The 17,389-nt window shown below is 63.2% G+C and carries 14 protein-coding genes; 10 read left to right on the top strand and 4 right to left on the bottom strand.

Annotated elements, in window-relative coordinates:
- The first annotated feature begins 39 nt into the window (after positions 1–39).
- Positions 40–360: a hypothetical protein gene (locus tag ACVJGD_RS35125; RefSeq protein ID WP_456638492.1), complete on the top strand. Its 321-nt coding sequence runs from the start codon at positions 40–42 to the stop codon at positions 358–360.
- A gap of 214 nt (positions 361–574) precedes the next feature.
- Complete coding sequence (locus tag ACVJGD_RS35120) at positions 575–1,504, top strand: DMT family transporter (RefSeq protein ID WP_456638491.1); 930 nt, start codon at positions 575–577, stop codon at positions 1,502–1,504.
- 524 nt (positions 1,505–2,028) lie between these two features.
- Here ACVJGD_RS35120 and ACVJGD_RS35115 read toward each other — a convergent pair.
- Positions 2,029–3,645 carry a B12-binding domain-containing radical SAM protein gene (locus ACVJGD_RS35115; RefSeq protein WP_456638490.1) on the bottom strand — a complete coding sequence of 539 codons (1,617 nt, stop codon included), beginning with the start codon at positions 3,643–3,645 and terminating at the stop codon, positions 2,029–2,031.
- A gap of 268 nt (positions 3,646–3,913) precedes the next feature.
- Here ACVJGD_RS35115 and ACVJGD_RS35110 point away from each other — a divergent pair, with 268 nt between their 5' ends.
- The 4 genes from ACVJGD_RS35110 (at position 3,914) to ACVJGD_RS35095 (ending at position 9,153) form a co-directional block, all read left to right on the top strand.
- Positions 3,914–4,756, top strand: coding sequence for an alpha/beta fold hydrolase (locus tag ACVJGD_RS35110; protein WP_456638489.1), 843 nt, complete (start codon positions 3,914–3,916; stop codon positions 4,754–4,756).
- A gap of 80 nt (positions 4,757–4,836) precedes the next feature.
- Positions 4,837–5,112, top strand: a complete 276-nt coding sequence (locus ACVJGD_RS35105) for a serine hydrolase (RefSeq protein ID WP_456640475.1) — start codon at positions 4,837–4,839, stop codon at positions 5,110–5,112.
- A 19-nt stretch (positions 5,113–5,131) separates the two neighbouring features.
- Positions 5,132–5,488, top strand: a complete 357-nt coding sequence (locus ACVJGD_RS35100; RefSeq protein WP_456638488.1) for a hypothetical protein — start codon at positions 5,132–5,134, stop codon at positions 5,486–5,488.
- Between the two features lie 296 nt (positions 5,489–5,784).
- Complete coding sequence (locus tag ACVJGD_RS35095; protein WP_456638487.1) at positions 5,785–9,153, top strand: adenylate/guanylate cyclase domain-containing protein; 3,369 nt, start codon at positions 5,785–5,787, stop codon at positions 9,151–9,153.
- A 32-nt stretch (positions 9,154–9,185) separates the two neighbouring features.
- Here the strand turns inward: ACVJGD_RS35095 and ACVJGD_RS35090 are convergent, their stop codons facing one another.
- Both ACVJGD_RS35090 and ACVJGD_RS35085 read right to left on the bottom strand, forming a co-directional pair.
- Positions 9,186–10,553 (bottom strand): NAD(P)/FAD-dependent oxidoreductase, encoded by a 1,368-nt coding sequence (locus ACVJGD_RS35090; protein ID WP_456638486.1) that lies wholly within the window; start codon positions 10,551–10,553, stop codon positions 9,186–9,188.
- 118 nt (positions 10,554–10,671) lie between these two features.
- Positions 10,672–12,336 carry a GMC family oxidoreductase gene (locus ACVJGD_RS35085; RefSeq protein ID WP_456638485.1) on the bottom strand — a complete coding sequence of 555 codons (1,665 nt, stop codon included), beginning with the start codon at positions 12,334–12,336 and terminating at the stop codon, positions 10,672–10,674.
- Positions 12,337–12,423: 87 nt separating this feature from the next.
- On the opposite strand from ACVJGD_RS35085, the gene ACVJGD_RS35080 reads away from it, so the two are divergent.
- Entirely contained in the window at positions 12,424–13,338 is a 915-nt protein-coding gene (locus ACVJGD_RS35080; RefSeq protein ID WP_456638484.1) for an MlaD family protein, read from the top strand.
- A 21-nt stretch (positions 13,339–13,359) separates the two neighbouring features.
- Complete coding sequence (locus ACVJGD_RS35075; RefSeq protein ID WP_456638483.1) at positions 13,360–14,592, top strand: alpha-hydroxy acid oxidase; 1,233 nt, start codon at positions 13,360–13,362, stop codon at positions 14,590–14,592.
- A gap of 183 nt (positions 14,593–14,775) precedes the next feature.
- Here ACVJGD_RS35075 and ACVJGD_RS35070 read toward each other — a convergent pair whose 3' ends face one another.
- Positions 14,776–15,177 carry a DUF1330 domain-containing protein gene (locus ACVJGD_RS35070; RefSeq protein WP_456638482.1) on the bottom strand — a complete coding sequence of 134 codons (402 nt, stop codon included), beginning with the start codon at positions 15,175–15,177 and terminating at the stop codon, positions 14,776–14,778.
- A 125-nt stretch (positions 15,178–15,302) separates the two neighbouring features.
- Between ACVJGD_RS35070 and ACVJGD_RS35065 the strand changes: the two genes are divergently transcribed.
- Both ACVJGD_RS35065 and ACVJGD_RS35060 read left to right on the top strand, forming a co-directional pair.
- A complete protein-coding gene (locus ACVJGD_RS35065) occupies positions 15,303–16,253 on the top strand; it encodes a DMT family transporter (RefSeq protein ID WP_456638481.1) in 951 nt (316 codons plus the stop codon).
- Between the two features lie 92 nt (positions 16,254–16,345).
- Entirely contained in the window at positions 16,346–17,329 is a 984-nt protein-coding gene (locus ACVJGD_RS35060; RefSeq protein WP_456638480.1) for a Bug family tripartite tricarboxylate transporter substrate binding protein, read from the top strand.
- Positions 17,330–17,389: the final 60 nt, after the last annotated feature.

The raw sequence follows: 17,389 nt of genomic DNA, 5'->3' as shown, positions 1-17,389 counted from the left end.
AGGCCAAGTGGCGCGAGATCGGACTATCGCAGTCCGACCTTGCGGAAGTGCTGGGAGCAACGCCTCCGCAACGGACAGGGCGCGCAAACGGCGCGGGATGCGGTCGATATCGAGCGCTTGCGCCAGGTGGCGAGCGCGCTCGGCGTCTCCGTCGATCTCTTCAACGGCCGCGCCAGCAGCGCCGCCGCCCGGACGCGGCGGCTGCCGGAGCCGGGCTCCGCATCGCTGCAGTCGCTGCTCGAGCTGCGCCTCTTGCGGTTGTTCCGCGAATTGCACGACGTCGATACGAAACGGATCCTCATCGATCTCGCCGCACAAATCGTCAAGCGCCAGGCCGATCCTTCCGACGAGGCCGGCTGACGCGGCCCTTCGGCGCGCCGGCGCCCGCGAAGCCGTCACCCGGAGCAGCCGACAGGCTTGCCGCGATCGAGCCGCGCGCATGGTCGCGATGCAGCCGCCGCCATTGCCGTCGCCGCAAAATCCGTGTCTGTGGCCTGGGCCGGGTCCTCTCACATTCCGGCCCGGCGCGTGAACCCGCCGGGCGGGCCGCGGCGTCATGAACCGGGCCCGACGAATGTCTGCTTCCGAGACCACCTCCCCTGCCGGCTCCGGCAACTGGCTCGCCAACCAGCCCTATTTGCTGCTCAGCCTCACCGCGCTGTTCTGGGCGGGCAACGCCATCGTCGGCCGGCTCGCTGCCGGCCATATTGCGCCGGTGACGCTCTCCTTCCTGCGCTGGTCGCTGGCGTTCCTGCTGATCCTCCCCTGGGCCTGGCCGCATCTGAAGCAGGACTGGCCGGCGATCCGTGGCCGTTTCGGCCTGATGGTGTTGCTCTCTCTGACAGGGATCGGCGTCTTCAATACCATGCAGTACTGGGCGCTCGAATATACCCAGGCGCTGAACACGCTGCTGCTGCAATCGGCGGCGCCGCTGATCATCGCGGTGTGGTCGCTGGTCCTGCTCGGCGTGCGGTTGACGGCGGCGCAGGCCTTCGGCGTCCTGCTGTCGCTTGCGGGCGTGCTGGTGATCATCCTGCACGGCGACCTCACCGCGCTGTCGAAGGTCGAGTTCAACAAGGGCGACCTGATCTTCCTCACCGCGCTCACGATCTTCGGAATCTATTCGGTGTTGTCGCTGAAGCGGCCGGAGATCCACGGCCTGTCGTTCGTCGCGTTCACCTTTGGCTGCGGCGCGGCGTGCCTGACGCCGTTCCTGATCTGGGAATTGCTGGCGCGCCCGGTGATGCAGTTCAACGTCAACAACCTGCTGTCACTGATCTATGTCGCGGTATTCCCCTCGACGCTGGCCTATCTCTGCTTCAACCGCGGCGTCCAATTGATCGGCGCCAACCGCGCCGCGCCGTTCTTCCACGTGGTGCCGGTGTTCGGCACCGTGTTGTCGATCATCTTCCTTGGCGAGCATCCGCAGCTCTTCCACGTCATCGGCTTTGCACTGGTGCTGTCAGGCGTGTTCGTCGCATCGCGCAAGCCGAAACCGGCATAGATTCCTAGCTAGAGCGCGATGAGATGAGGATGAATCATCATCGCGCTTTAGGTTATTGTTTGAGCATGATCTTTTTCGGAAAGCCGCTTCAGACTTTTCCGGATCAGGCTCTAGAACTCGATCAGGACCTTGAGCGCGCGGGTATCTCCGGCTTTGCGCGTTCTTCGACTGCCTTCTTGCCCGGGCCGTTATAGACGAGTGCTTTCATGACATTTTCCCCTGTTCGCAAGCAACGCGCGCAAAGGAGACTAGGCTTCGAATGATCTGCGAGATTGATGTCGGTCAAATCCAACCATCGGGGTCATCACGATATTTTTTTGGAACCCGATCGGAGCAGAGTGCCGCCCGCGCCTACGACAAATGGAATTGGGATCGCCTTGTTATCGATACGGCGCATCGCAAGTTGGAGGTGTGCGTAGACGAGGCCCTCGATCTCCTACTGAGATGACAGCCGCATTTGGCCCAGAAGTCTTTCGCCGCCCGATGTCACGACGAGACTATCTGCGTCTACCCCATCGCCGGCGTCAGGTCGTGCTCTCGGCCATCGCGATGTTTGCGGCCGTCGAATTTGACGGTGGCTGGTCCAGGGCGGCCAGACGACGATCGATTGCGTCGATGACCCGGCGTGAGAAAGGTCCAAGATGCGCATAGGCCGCGATCATGGCTACTGCGATTCGTGCCGAGGACGAGTCTCGCTTGGCGCAGTTGAGGAAGGTTCGCCAGAACGGCTCGCGCGCTTCGGGAATGGCGGTGACGACGCGATTCACGGTCTCTAGTGCCCGCACTTTGGCACGGATATCACCGACGGGCAGTTCCTGACGTTGTCCCGAACGGTCGAGCATCGTCATCAATCGGTCAACGCGGCTCGCGTACGCAACAGGGTGATAGACGCTCTCCAGAATCTGTCTGTAGTCCATCAAGATGTCGCGCAACGGACGCGTCGGATCGAAATTGATGCCGTCGGTGCACTGATCGCCGCCGATGGTCGGCCCCAGATCGTGATTGGGGTGCAGCCGACCCTCGCGGGTGAGACGGCGCGTGAGCTGCGTGTTCGGCAAGGCGTAGAGCAGGCCAACCATGCAGACGGGGATGGCGGCTTCCTCGATGAAGTCGATCATGGCATCCGCGATCGAGAGTTTCTCGCTGTCGAAGCCCACGATGAAGCCCGCGGTGACGAGCATCCCGGCGCCGTATATCTTGTGAATGCTCTCGGCGATATCGCGCCTTGTGTTCTGCTTCTTCTTGGTCGCGGCCAGGGTCTCCGGGTCCGGACTTTCGATGCCGACGAAAATGCCGAAAAAGTTGGCCGCGGCCATCATTTTCAGGAGTTCCGGATCATCGGCCAGATTGACCGAGGCTTCTGTCGAAAACTCAAACGGATAGTCGTGCGCGCGCTGCCAGGCGGCGAGTTCGGGAAGAAACAGCCTGAGCGACTTCTTGTTGCCGATGAAGTTATCGTCGACGAAGTCGAGATGGCCGCGATATCCCATCTCGTACAGCGCATCGAGCTCGGCAAGCATCTGCGGGGTCGTCTTGGTCCGCGGCACCCGTCCGTAAAGTTCGATGATGTCGCAAAACTCGCAAGTGAAGGGGCAGCCGCGCGAATACTGCACGCCAAGATAAAGATAGTCTTGAGGGTTGAGCAGGTCGAAACGCGGCACCGGCGTCTTGGTGACGTCGGCCTGGAACTTCGGCGCCGTGAAGACGCCCGATCGGGCACCGCCCTCCCAAGCCGCAATGAACTCGTCAATGACACCTTCAGCCTCTCCGAGCACCTGAAAGTCGGCCGCGGCATAGATGTGGGGACTGGAGGTTGGGTCAGGGCCACCGACGACCACCGGCTTGCCCCGTGAGCGACAAAGCTCGATCAGCCGCAGCGTGTCAGCCTGTTGCGGCAACATTCCACCCGTGAACACGACGTCGGCCCAGGCAAGATCCTCGTCGGTCATCGACGCCGTATTGCAGTCGACCAGGCGCACCGTCCAACTGCCCGGTAACATCGCCGCAACGGAAATCAAACCGAGGGGAGCCGCGGGGCGGCGAACTCCCATCAATTTGCAGGATTCGGTAAAGCTCCAAAACGAGTCCGCAACGAAGCGCGGATAAAGCATAAGCACGTTGCACGGGTGCGGCGTGTTCATGGTGCTCCCAACCGGCCTATATCTCGGTCAGAACGTCGCCCGGCCGTAAAGGGCAACACTAGAACTAACCTGACGCTCCTTGCGGGCGCAAGAACAGGCTCCCAAGCCAATAATTGGGCAACCTTTTTTCGACGAACGTGGCAGAAATGGCACGCAATTGGGCGATTTTTGTGTTCCGCGCGAGTGAGGCAGCAGGCTCTTGAAACTCTATTCGAAAATCTCACTGTGGCAATCTGTCGCCCGTGATCCGCACTGCGGGGCATAAAGCATGACTCACCTGACTTTGGCGAACGGAAATGTACGACTTGCAGCATCGGTTGATGGCCCGATGGATGCGGTTCCGATCCTGTTCCTGCATGGGGCAAGCGTAAGTCGCGATACGTGGAACGAAACAACGCAACAATTGATGAATCGATATTGCGTTTGGACGCTCGATTTTCGTGGTCACGGCCACTCCGATCGCGCGCCGAACTACGACCTTGCAGGTTATATGTCCGATGCCGAGACTGCTCTGGCGGCCATAGGCCGTCCGGCAATCGTCGTCGGGCATTCGCTAGGCGCCTGCGTGGCCGGTGTGCTCGGCCAAGCCAATCCGAACATCCGGGCGGTCTTTCTCGAGGACCCGCCGTGGTTCCTGGGACGTCCGGAGGAGTGGAGCCGGTCGCTATTCTCGAAATTGTTCTCACTCTTGCTCCTGCGGCTGACGAAATGGCAGCAGGAGCCTCCGCCATATTCAACCTATGTTGAGTTTCTTTCCAATGGGCCTGACCGCTTGGGAGGCATGGCTCGGGACCACATATCGGCCCGGCACTTGCTCAGCCACGCTTCCGCGATACAGCGCGTCGACCCGCGTTGTCTTCGTGCTGACAGCTTGAAAGAAACGTTGTCATCGATATCAACCGAGCGGCCGTTCTTGTGTCCGGCAAAGCTCGTACGAGGCGAAGAACGGTTCGGGGGAGCATTTTGGGATGAACACGTCGGCAGTTTACTGGCGACCAATCCCCAGCTTGAAATTGTCCAATACGAACAATGCGGCCATCATCCCCATCGCATGCTGGGCTTTGAGCAGCGGTTCTTTGATGACCTTGAGGACTTCATTGCGAAGACCTGAACCGCGCGAATCCCTTGGCACCAGGTCATGAACCGACAGGCTTGGCATCAGGCCGTTGTCGCGAACACGAGGTGCCGATCATGGAAGACATGAAAGTCACGGTCACCGGATATGACTTTCGGCCTGCGCATGCTGCCATGCGGCGCTACGTCGACGGGAATCTTCTTTCCGGATTCGCTTCCGCCGTGCTCGTCGGTAGAGACCTGGTCGATGTGCAATGCATCGGGTGGGCCGACAAGGAAGCGCAGATACCATTGCGGGTCGACCACATATTCCGCGTCTTTTCAAATACGAAGCTGATCACATCCTGCGCTGCGCTTCTTCTACTCGAGGAAGGGCCGCTTCCAACTGGATGATCCGATCGAACGGCCGGACATGGTGGCGCTCATTCGAAGCCTGCTTCCGGGTGGCCCGACCTTGCTCAAGCCGGATACGATCAAGCTGATGATGACCAACCAGTTGCCTGAGGGCGTGTGGCTACGCTTTGCCGCGTACGGAGAACTTCAAGGCAAGGGGCACGGGCTCGCGGGAGCGCTGATCCTGGAGCCTTCTGCGTTCGACCATCCCGACGCGAGAGGCGAGCTCTTCTGGGGCGGACGTGGCGGCACTCAATGGTGGATTTCACCTGAGACGAATGCGGCGGGCCTGATCATGGCGCAGCGTGAGATGGGGCATCCGTTTGTGGTCGAGTTCAAACGGCTCGCGTACGAAGCGGTGAAGCGCAAAAGCTGACAAGAGCGGGCTTTGCGCGCGCTGCGCGAGTCCGCTTTTGACCCGCCGTTGGCGCGCAATCTGTGCGCCATTTCACTCTCGATCGATGTAATCTGCGGTAATCCAGACCAGGGCTCTGACGAGCCCGGATGCATGTTCCCTTTCGGAGGTGCGGCGACTAGGCCCGCTGCCTCTGTGGGCGCGATGTTCCGATCGACGGCGGCGCGGCGAAGCGCGAACCTTTTTGTCCCGTTGCCGCACGGAATATAGGTCGGCCGGCCTGGTCATGATTGACAGCAGCTAAGTCCGGAGGCGAGGTGCAGGAGATTGCCGAGTGGCTTGATCGACTTGGTCTCGGGCAATACGCGCAGCGTTTTGCCGAGCACGAGATTGACGTCTCGGTTCTGCGCCATCTGACCGATGAAGACCTGAAGGACATCGCGATTCCGCTCGGGCACCGGCGGAAAATCCTTGCAGCCGTCAGCGAGCCTGCAGCCCCGGCACAGACTGCACAGGCACGCCCTGCCGCTTCGAGCGCGCCGAAGACATTGGACGCTGCGGAGCGCCGTCAGGTCACCGTCATGTTCGTCGACCTGGTCGGCTCGACGGAACTCTCGGCGCGCATGGATCCTGAGGACTTACGAGACATCATTTCAACCTACCAGAAATGTGTCAGGGAGAGCGTGCGGCGCTTCGACGGCTTCGTGGCAAAATATATGGGCGACGGCGTTCTCATCTATTTCGGCTATCCAGAGGCCCATGAGGATGACCCGGAGCGTGCGGTGCGGGCCGGACTGGAGCTGATTTCGGCGATATCCGTCCTCAAAGCTCCGGTTACGCTGCAGATCCGTATCGGGATTGCGACCGGCGTGGTGATCGTGGGAGATCTCAACGGGTCGGGCGACGCCGAGGAACGCGGCATTGTGGGTGAAACTCCAAACCTGGCCGCGCGGCTGCAGCAGATCGCGTCGTCCAACATGGTGGTCATTGCCGACGGCACCCGAAAGCTGCTCGGAAATCTGTTCGAGCTGCAGGATCTCGGCACAAAGGACCTCAAGGGCATCCAGGGCCAGGTGCGCGCGTGGGCGGCACTGCGACCGAGCTCAGCGGCGAGCCGCTTTGAGGCGCTGCACGCGGGTGCCCTGACGCCGCTGGTGGGGCGGGAAGAAGAACTCGACTTGCTGCTTCGGCGCTGGTCACGGGCCAAGGTCGGCGAAGGCCAGGTGGTGCTGATTTCCGGTGAAGCGGGGATCGGCAAATCGCGGCTCACCTTCGGACTGTCGCAGCAGCTTGCTGGCGAGCCGCACATACGCCAGCGCTACGTCTGTTCGCCGCAGCATACCGATAGCGCGCTCCATCCGGTCATCAGCCATTTGATGCGTGCCGCCGCATTGGAAGACGATGACAGCCCTGGGTCCAAACTGGACAAGCTCGATGCGATGCTGGCGCAGTGCTCGGCGTCATCAGAGGAGGCGTCCCTGATTGCCGAGTTGCTGTCGCTGCCCAACGATGGACGTTACCCTCCGGTTGAAGTTGAGCCGCAGCTCCGTCGTCAGAAGACGCTGACAGCTCTTTGTTCGCAGCTCGAGGCGCTGGCGCGGATCAGCCCCGTGCTGATGATTTTCGAAGATGCGCATTGGACCGATCCAACCAGCCTCGAATTGTTCGCCCGGGTGGTGGATCTGGCCGCCAGGCACCGGCTCTTGATACTGGTTACGTTCAGGCCGGAATTCAGCCCGCCCTGGATCGGACGGTCGCACGTGACCGCGCTGACGCTCAACCGGCTGACGGGGCGCGACATCGATTGCCTCATCAAGGGAGTCGCCGGCGTCCGGCCGCTGCCGGCGGGCATCCGCCAGGACATCATCGAGCGCAGCGACGGCGTTCCACTGTTCGTCGAGGAAATGACCAAGGCGGTGCTGGATGCGGAGGGTGAGAGCGAAGCGCAGCGGGCCGTTGCAGGGGGACCAAGGTCCGTGGTGCCGGTCCCGGCAAGCCTGCAGGCTTCGCTGATGTCACGGCTCGACCGGCTCGGACCAGCCAAAGACGTGGCGCAGGTCGGCGCGGCAATCGGCCGGGAATTTCCCTACATGTTGCTGGCCGCGGTGGTGCGAAAGCCGCCGGCGGAATTGGACGACGCGCTTGACCGGCTCGTGACGGCGGGTTTGTTGTTTCGGCAGGGCACCCCGCCGCTGGCGAGCTATCTGTTCAAGCACGCGCTGGTGCAGGACGCAGCCTACAGCACGCTATTGCGCGAGCCACGGCGCATGCTGCACGCGCGCATCGCCGAAGTCCTCGAAAGTCAGTTCCCGGAAACCGCCGAGAGCCAGCCCGAGGTGCTGGCGCGTCATTACATGAACGCCGATCTGATCGAGAAGTCGGCGCGCCTGTGGGGCAAGGCCGGACAGCGCTCACAGGAGCGCTCGGCGCTGGCCGAAGCCGCCGAACAACTTACCCAGGCTCTGGCGCAAATCGCGACCTTGCCGAGCACGCCCGACCTGCGGCGCGAGCAGATCGTTTGGCAAACTGCGCTCGTGAACACGCTCATGCATGTCAAAGGATATAGCGCGCCTGAGACCAAGGCTGCCGTGGCTCAGGTGAGAACGCTGATCGAGCAGGCCGAACGGCTCGGAGAATCTCCCGATGACGCGTCACTGCTGCTCTCGGCGCTGTTCGGGCAGTGGCTCGTCAATTTCATCAGCTTTGATGGCGAGGTTGCGCGAGAGCTCGCAGCGCGATTTCTTGCTCTCGGTGAGAAGGAAGGGACGACGGTCCCGCTCATGGTTGGACACCGCACCATGGCGAGCACGCTCGCGTTCATGGGGGACCAGGTCAAGGCTCTCGCGCACTATAACGAGGCGCTGGCGCTTTACCGTCCGGCCGAGCACCGGCGATTGATGACGCGATTCGGCCAGGACCTCCGGGTGACCTGCCTGGGCTTTCGCTCGATGGCCTTGTGGCAGCTCGGCTATCCCAGCGCCGCGCTCAGGGATGCAGATTGCGCGCTGATGGAAGCGCGTCAGATTGAACATGCCGCCACTTTGATGTTCACGCTGAATTTCCCCATTCTCGTTAACACCTATTGCGGGAAGTACGACGTCGCGAACGAGCATCTCAAGGAACTTGTGCTGTTGGCGGAGGAGAAGCGCGCCCCATTCCGAAAGGCGGAAGGGGTATTACGACGCGGCTATATCCTCACCCTCATGGGAAGGGCCACGGAGGCGGTCAAGACGGTCACGTGCGGCATCGATTTATGGCGGTCGGCCGGATCGACCATATTCACACCGGAGCATCAGTTCATGTTGGCAGCCGCGCATGCGGACGCGGGCCAATTCGAAGCCGCGTGGCGCTGCATCGAGAAGTCAATGGCGGCAATGAAGGCAACCAAGGAAAGGTGGTGCGAAGCTGAGGCGCATCGCGTTGCCGGTGAAATCGCGCTCAAATCGCCGCAGCGGGACATGGCGAAAGCGCAGGCGTGTTTCGAGCGATCCCTCGCCCTTGCGCGCGCCCAGCAGGCAAGGTCGTGGGAATTGCGCGCGGCGATGAGCCTGGCACGGCTCCTGGCTGAGCAGGGCAATCGACAACGAGCTCGTGACCTTCTTGCCCCGGTCTACGATTGGTTCACCGAAGGTTTTGATACAAGCGATTTGCAAAACGCCAAGGCTTTGCTCGGCGAGCTTCGTTGACAGGACCGTGTGGCGACGAAGCTTCGCCTTTTTCAAACCTGTTCGGCAGCCATTTGGGACAGCTCAAGCTGAACGAGCCGATCGACAGCCGGTTCCTGGAGGACGCCTGGCGGCTTGAGCAATTGCTGAACCTCCGCCATTAGCCGGTGAACGGCAGGATCGCGCATCGCGGCCCGCATCAGAGCTCCGTTGTATTGGAGCCGGTTCTCGAAATCGGCCGGGCGTTCGCCGCGTGTCTCGGGATAGACCAGATCCGGGATCGCCGACATGTTCCAGGGAGCCTCGACCAACGGCAGACTTTCGGAAAAGAATGCCAGCGCCAGTCCGGCAAGCGGATCGGCCTTGGTCGCGCGCCCCTGCAGAAGCTGCTTCAGAAGGCGGGCTTCCTGCGCCGCCGCGCTCATGCCCTGGCCATAGACGGGGTTGAAGCGGCAGATCGAATCGCCGATCGGCAAGAGGCCGCGCGGGAATACGCTCAGCCGGTCGAAACGACGCCATACGCTGGCCGGGTAGCCATAGCGTTCGAAGCTGCCCTGCCGCTCGGCATGCTTGATGGCGTTGAAGATCGTCTGCGTCTCGAGCCGCCGGGCATAATCCATAAATCCGTCCGGCTCGGCCGGAGGCCGTTCGCCGAGCCGTCCCGCGAGCGTCACAACCCAGCGTTTGCCTTCGACCGGCAACATATAGCCGGCGCGGCTGCGTTCCGGCGCATGGGGATGAGTGGCTACGCCTCTCCAATCGGAGGGTGCATCTTCGGGAATGACGAAGGTGGTTGTCGTATAATGGAGATCGACGCCAATGACGATTTCATCCGGCACCGGCTGGCCGGACGAACGGAGCAGTGCCAAGGTTGGCGCACCGCGTCCGGAAGCGTCGACAACGAGATCGGCTGCGAGGGCTTCCTGCCGCCCATCAGCATCTTCGTATATGACGCCAGTGACCATGGTGCCATCCGACGTGGCGGTGAGCTCGAGCACCCGGCATCCCGGTCGCATCGTCAGATTGGTCAGCCTCTCGGCCTGTCGGCGCGTGATCAGCTCGATCAGCGGACGGGATGCGCAGTAGAGGAACCAGCCGAAATCGCGTGACGGGAGTGGACCGAGGCCCGGGATCTCCATACGTACGTCGCGTGACATTCGAAGCGGCATCGAGCCGGCATTCGCCAGATCCCGCTCGAAATGCGGAAACAGATCGGTCAGCGCCCGCTGGCCGCCTGGCAGCAAAACGTGCAGATGCCGGGATTGCGGCGTGCCCGCTCGCGGCACTGCCTGTTCAGGCAGGCGGTCGCGCTCAAGCACGATCACCCGTTCGAAGTGGTCGGCCAGCACGCCCGCTGCCGCCAAACCGGCCATGCCCGCACCGATCACAACGGCCTGTTTGCCGATCGTCTTGCCTACCATCGCAGTCCTCTCCTCATCGCAGCGGCGTTGCGATATGAGGGGACGAACGGGTTACAGCGTGATTTCAGCGCGGAAAAAGCGCGTTACGATCGTAGTGTCGCCAAGCAACGACGTTGCTTTACCCCGCGAGCACCAGATCGCTCGCCTTTTCGGCGACCGCGATTGCGGCGGCGTTGGTCATCGCCTGCGGGATTCCGGGGAACACCGAGGCATCGACGACGCGCAGACCCGCCACACCCTTCACGCGCAAGGCTTCATCGACGACGGCCCCCATGCGACACGTGCCGACAGGGTGATGGAATGAATCCGCCGCGCCCAGAACGAACTTGCGTATGTCGCTGGTGGTCGTTGCCTTAGGCCCCGGATAGACCTCATGTGCGCGCCAGTCGGCAAAGGCCTCACCGGCACCGAGCTCGCGGGCAAGGGAAACGCCCTCGACAAGAAGGTCCAGATCGGCCGGCTCGGACAGATAGTCCGGATCAATCAGAGCCGGGGCCCGCGGATGGCCGGAGGCGAGCTTCACGCCGCCGCGGCTGCGGGGTCGCATCAGGCAGGAAACGAGCACGTAAGCCGGTGGAGGCAACGGGCCGACGCCCGGCAGCACGAACGGCAAGGAAAGGCACATCACAAGGTGCTCCGGGCTCTCACCCGGGTCGCTGCGCGGCACATACAACAGCGCGTCGGCGTGATTGTAGTGAGAGCGCGGCACCTCGCGCCGTGCGGCGTAGGCGACGCCCGCGACCAGCAGATGATCTTCAAGATGGCGGCCGACATCCGGCAGATCCACGACAACGGGAATACCGAACGATCGGAGCTGGTCGGCCGGGCCGATTCCCGACAGCATCAGCAGGCGTGGCGAATCGATCGCACCGGCACAAAGCAGCACCTCGCTCGCAGCCCGCACGATGTGTTCGGCGAGCCGCACGCCGATGCACCGTCCATCTTCGATCACGAGGCCCAGCACTTCGATGTCCGCCAGCAGATCGACGGTCACGCTCTCGAGACTTCCGAGATAGGCCGTCGCCGCATCGTGGCGAGCCCCTTCCTTGATGCTGAGTTGATTCCAGCCGACACCGGTCGTGACCTCCCCTCCAATATCCGATGACATCGGGAAGCCAAGGTCTTGCGACGCCTTGACGAAGGCGGATGCCACAGGATTGCGATCCGGGACATCCGCGAGCGACAGGACGTGGAGAGGACCGCTGCCACCCCGCCATGCGCTGGCACCACCGGAAAAAGTCTCGGCGCGCTTGAAGTACGGCAGGAGGTCCGCAGCGCGCCACCCTTCGGGCCAGCGATCGTAAGCGGCCGCGTGGCCGCGCTGATAGGCGAGCGCATTGATTGTGCTCGAGCCGCCCAGGACCTTGCCGCGCGGACAGCGGACAATGCGGTCTCCCAACCCCGGTTGAGGGGTCGTCAAATAGCGCCAATCAAGCTCGGTGCCCTGCAGCTTAGGCCATTCCTGCGGATCTCTGACGGCTGCCAGCTTCGCCTGGCCGCCGGCCTCGACAAGGAGCACCCGCCGTCCAGCGAGGGCGAGCCGATGCGCCACAACGCAACCGGACGAGCCCGCACCGACAATGACGTAGTCGTAGGCCGGACCAAGCTGCTCGGGTGATTGAAGTATGCGGACGCCGGATGCGGTTCCCGCCTCGGTGCCCGCGGACCGAGCCAGGCTCGACAGCGCCAAGCCGCCGCCAACCGTCGCCGCCAGGGCCTTGCGGCGATTGACTTGCCGGCTCGCAACGCCGCCTCTGCGGTCGCCGGACATCATGTTGCTCATTGGTCACCCCGCCTGCAGTCCATCGACCTTCACAGGTCGCTTCGCTGCACGTTTTCTTTTTACGCCTTTCTTTCCTCTCGGTACAAAGTGGCTACGGAGCCTCACGATGATCTTGCCGAATTGTTCGATCGGCGCGGTGACTGGCCGCCGCAAATCCGCTATTTTCGCCGCCTGCTTCACGAAAGTCGAAACATGGTGCGCGCCAGCAATGTAATGATCGGGACGTTGGCGCTGGCGTTGATCGCCGGCTCGCTCGGCGGCTGGCTCAGCTACCGCAAATATGCCGGGATCCAGCAACAGGTGCCGTTCCGCGTGATCTTCGAAGGCCCGGCCTCGGGCCTGCGCCGAGGCGGCAGCGTGAATTTCGCCGGCGTGCGCATCGGCGAGGTGGAGTCCATCAGGCTCGACCGTCACCGCGTGATCGCGATGACGTGGATCGATAAGACCGCGCCGATCAGGAAGGACACCCAGGTCGGCCTCGAATTCCAGGGTCTGACCGGCATCGCCGGGATCTCCTTCACCGGCGGCACGGATGAGGCGCCGCTTCCGCCGACCGGCCCCGACGGCATTCCGGAACTGACCGCCGATCCCCTGGGGACGATGGGCATCCAGGAAAAGATCCGTGTCGTGCTGCGCAACGTCGACACGGTGATCAAGGACAACGAGGGGGCGATCAAGGACACACTGCGGGGGTTCGAGACCTTCACCGCCTCGCTGTCGAGCAATGGCGAGAAGATCAGCAGCGTCATCAGCACCGCCGAAGCGGGCGTCAATGGCCTCGACGACGGCATGAGCCGGACCGAAGCGTTCCTGACGAGCCTCGGCAGCGCCAAATATGGCGGCGAATTGCTGCCGACCGTCATCTCCCTGCGCGAACTGATCGAGAGCTTCGACAAGAAGTCCGGCGCGCTGATGGCCGACACCCGGAAGATGCTCGGCGATATCAGCCAGTCCGTAAATCAAGCCAACCGGAAATTTGGCGGAACCGGCGGCGCGCGCTAACGTAGCGCGACGATAACAAATATGGAAACGCTCGCTGTGCACGACAAGACGAAGAGCCCGCCCGCGCCGCCGCCTACGGTAACCCGCGCCCAGAGCGCGGTGCCGCGGCATCTGCGGCGCTATCTCACGCTCGATGATTTCGAGCCGGCCGCACGCCGGCTGCTGCCGAAATTCCTGTTCGGCTATATCGATGGCGGCGCGGAGACCGATGCGGCCAAGCGCGACAACCGCAGAGCTTTCGAGGAGTACGGCTTCGTGCCGCGCGTGCTCAAGGACGTCTCCGGCCGCGACCAGACCACGACCTTGTTCGGCAAGACCTACGCCGCGCCGTTCGGGATTCCGCCGATGGGATCGTCCGCGCTCTGCGCCTATCGCGGCGACATCGTGCTGACGCGGGCGGCGGCGGCGATGAACGTGCCGATGATCCTTTCCGCCTCCTCGCTGATCACGCTGGAGGACGTCCGTCGCGAGAACGAGGCCGCGTGGTACCAGGCCTATCTCGCCGGCGTCGACGCGCGCATCGAGCCGCTGGTCGACCGCGTCGCGGCGGCCGGCTACGACACCTTCGTCGTCACCGCCGACGTGCCGGTGGCGCCCAACCGCGAGAACAACATCCGGAACGGCTTCCAGGTGCCGCTTGAGATCACGCCGCGCGTGTTCTGGGACACGATCACGCATCCGGACTGGCTGCTCAACACCTGGGCGCGCACGGTCCTCAATCACGGCATGCCGCATTTCGAGAACATGGACGCGCAGCGCGGCCCGCCGGTGCTTTCGAAGAACCTGATCCGCAACATCGGCGCACGCGACCAACTCGCCTGGAAGCATGTCGAATTGATCCGCAAGCGCTGGAAGGGCAAGCTGGTGGTCAAGGGTCTGGTGTCGCCGGAGGATGCGCGGATCGCGCGCGAAAGTGGCGTCGATGGCGTGATGCTGTCCAACCATGGCGGCCGCCAGCTCAACTACACGGTCTCCGCGCTGCGCACGCTGCCGGAGATCGCGGCCAAGGCAGACGGCATGACCGTGATGGTCGACGGCGGCATCCGCCGCGGCACCGACATCATCAAGGCGCTGGCACTGGGCGCCGACTTCGTGTGGGTCGGGCGACCGTTCCTCTGTGCCGCGGTCGCCGCCGGCGAAGCCGGCGTTATGCGCGCCATCACGCTGCTGCGCGACGAGATCGACCGCGACCTCGCGCTGCTCGGCATCCGCTCGATCAGCGAGATCACCCCGGATCTGGTGCGGCGGTTTTAGCGCTCGTTGATTGAATCGATCTGACCGCACGTCCACCTCCCCCGCTTGCGGGGGAGGTCGGCGCGTAGCGCCGGGTGAGGGCTCTCTCCACACGAAGATCTCGCCCGCGGAGGCACCCTCGCCCCAACCCTCTCCCGCAAGCGGGAGAGGGAGCGCAGCCGCATTCGCGGAGACTCCCTCGCACTACCTCATCTTGAACTTGCTGTAGGCCTCCGTGGTCGCGATGATCACGTGCTCGGCGCAGCCGTTGCGGCGATGGGGATCGCAAAGCGTTTCGTAATCGGCCGAGGTCATCATGTCGATGAAGGCCGAGACCGCTGGATAATAGACCAGCGCCAGATAATCCCACTGGTTGCCATCAGGCCTGCCGAGCGCGACCGTGCTGGCATGGCCGGTCCAGAGCAGCGTGCCGCCGCGCGCCTTGATCATCGGCACCGTGAGCGCGCTGTAGCGCAGATAGGCGTCCCAGCCCGACCCGTCGCCGTCGAGCGAGCGCTCGCGGAAACGCATCAGGTTCACCATCACGACCGGCTCCTGCGGCTGCAGCGCCTTGAGGCCTTCGACATTCAACAGGTCCACGCCCATACGTCTCTCCGATGATTCCTTGCAGTTCTCGCATATGTCGCGTCCATGACGCGGCAGCGCGCATGGCTGCATTCTTCCGGAGCGTCTTGTCGCACGGGGAGAATCCAGCAAAAAGGTCTGATAGCATGACCGACCTTCGCGCCTTGCCGTCCGCATCCGCTCCCACACGCCGCTCCGCGCTCGCCTGGCTCAACAACCAGCCTTATCTGCTGCTCAGCCTGACGTCGCTGTTCTGGGCCGGCAATATCGTGATCGCGCGCTATGTCGGCAATCACGTGCCACCGCTGACGCTGTCCTGCCTGCGCTGGTCGGGCACCTGCCTCATCCTGCTGCCCTTTGCCTGGCCGCATCTGCGGCATGACTGGCCGGCGCTGCGCGCCCGCCTGCCGCTACTGCTGCTGCTCTCGTTGACCGGCTTCGCCTTCAACAATGCGATTTCCTATTGGGGGCTGCAATATACCCAGGCGCTCAACGCGCTCCTGATCCAGTCGGCGGGGCCGCTGTTCGTGGCGCTCTGGGCCCTGGTGCTGTTCGGCGTGCGGCTGACCGGCGCGCAATTCGCCGGCATCGCCATCTCGCTGGCCGGCGTGCTCACCATCATCCTGCGCGGTGATCTCGGCGCGCTCGCCTCCATCAGCTTCAACCGCGGCGATGTGATGCTCGCATCCGCGCTGCTGTCATTCGGGCTCTATTCGGCGATGATGACACGGCGCCCAGTGACGCATCAGCTCTCGCTGATCGCATTCACCACCGGCTGTGGCGCCTTGATGCTGGTACCCGGCTCGATCTGGGAATATCTGACCGGCGCCACGCTCAAGTTCGACGCAATGACGCTGGGAACGCTGGCCTATGTCCTGATCTTCCCCTCGGCGCTGGCCTATCTGTTCTTCAACCGCGGCATCGCGCTGATCGGACCGAACCGCGCCGCACCCTTCTTTCATCTGGTGCCGGTGTTCGGCTCGGCGATGGCGATCTTCCTGCTCGGCGAGGCGCTGCAGCCGTTTCACCTGATCGGCTACGCGCTGGTGCTGGCCGGCGTCGTGATCGCTTCACGGCGCGGCTCGGCCAAGCGGTGAATGCGGTACGGCAACGCCTTCCGTTTCGAGCTGCGACCGGCTAGTTTCCGCGGCAACCAACTGCCCATACACACAGCGGGGGAAACGACGATATGATCTCGGGACTGAAACACCATTGGCGCATCGCGGCGGCGGCATCCGTGGGGCTCGCGCTACTGTCCGGCGCAGCCACGGCGCAGGCGCCGAACTACCCGAACCGCAACATCACGCTGGTGCTGCCGTTTGCCGCCGGCAGCGGCACCGACACCACGACGCGCCTGATCTCGAAGGAGCTCGGCACTGCGCTCGGCGTGCCCATGGTGATCGAGAACAAGGCGGGCGCCAACGGCTCGATCGCGGCGAACTATGTCGCCCGTTCCGCGCCCGACGGCTACACCCTGTTCGTGACGACCAACACGACGCATTCGGCCAATCCCTATCTGCTCAAGACCATGAGCTACGACCCGATCAAGGATTTCACGCCGATCGCGCGAACCGGCGACCTGCCGTTCATGCTGGTGATCAATCCGGAAATCCCGGCCAATTCGGTCGCCGAGCTGATCGCGCTCGCCAAGAAGGAGCCGGGCAAATACTCCTACGCCAGCGGCAGCTCGTCGGCGATCGTATCGGGCGCGACGTTTGCCCGCCTCGCCGGCATCGATCTTCTGCATGTCCCCTACAAGAGCTCGCCGCCCGCGCTCACCGACGTCATCGCCGGACGCGTCTCCATGATGTTCGTCGACGTCCCGACCGGGCTGCCGCACGTCAACGCCAAGGCGCTGAAAGCGCTGGCGGTCACCACGAAGCGGCGCTCGGCGCTGCTGCCGGAATTGCCGACCATGGACGACACGGTGAAAGGCTTCGACATCACCTCATGGCAGGGCTATCTCGGCCCGGCCAATATGCCCAAGGATATCGTGGTCAAGCTGAATGCCGAGATCCGCAAGGTCATCGAGCGGCCCGACATCAAGAGCCAGCTCGCCGAACGCGGCATGGAGGCTTTCTCGGGCACGCCGGAGGAATTCGACGCCTTCCTGAAAGAGCAGCTCGTGCTCTGGGAGAAGCTGATCACCGACGCCGGGATCGAGAAGCAGTAGCGGCGCATTCCGTCGTCATCGTCCGCGAAGGCGGACGATCCAGTAAACGACGGCGTTTCG

Source organism: Bradyrhizobium sp. USDA 10063, assembly GCF_054063735.1.
This window is presented reverse-complemented; position numbering and strand designations above follow the sequence as displayed.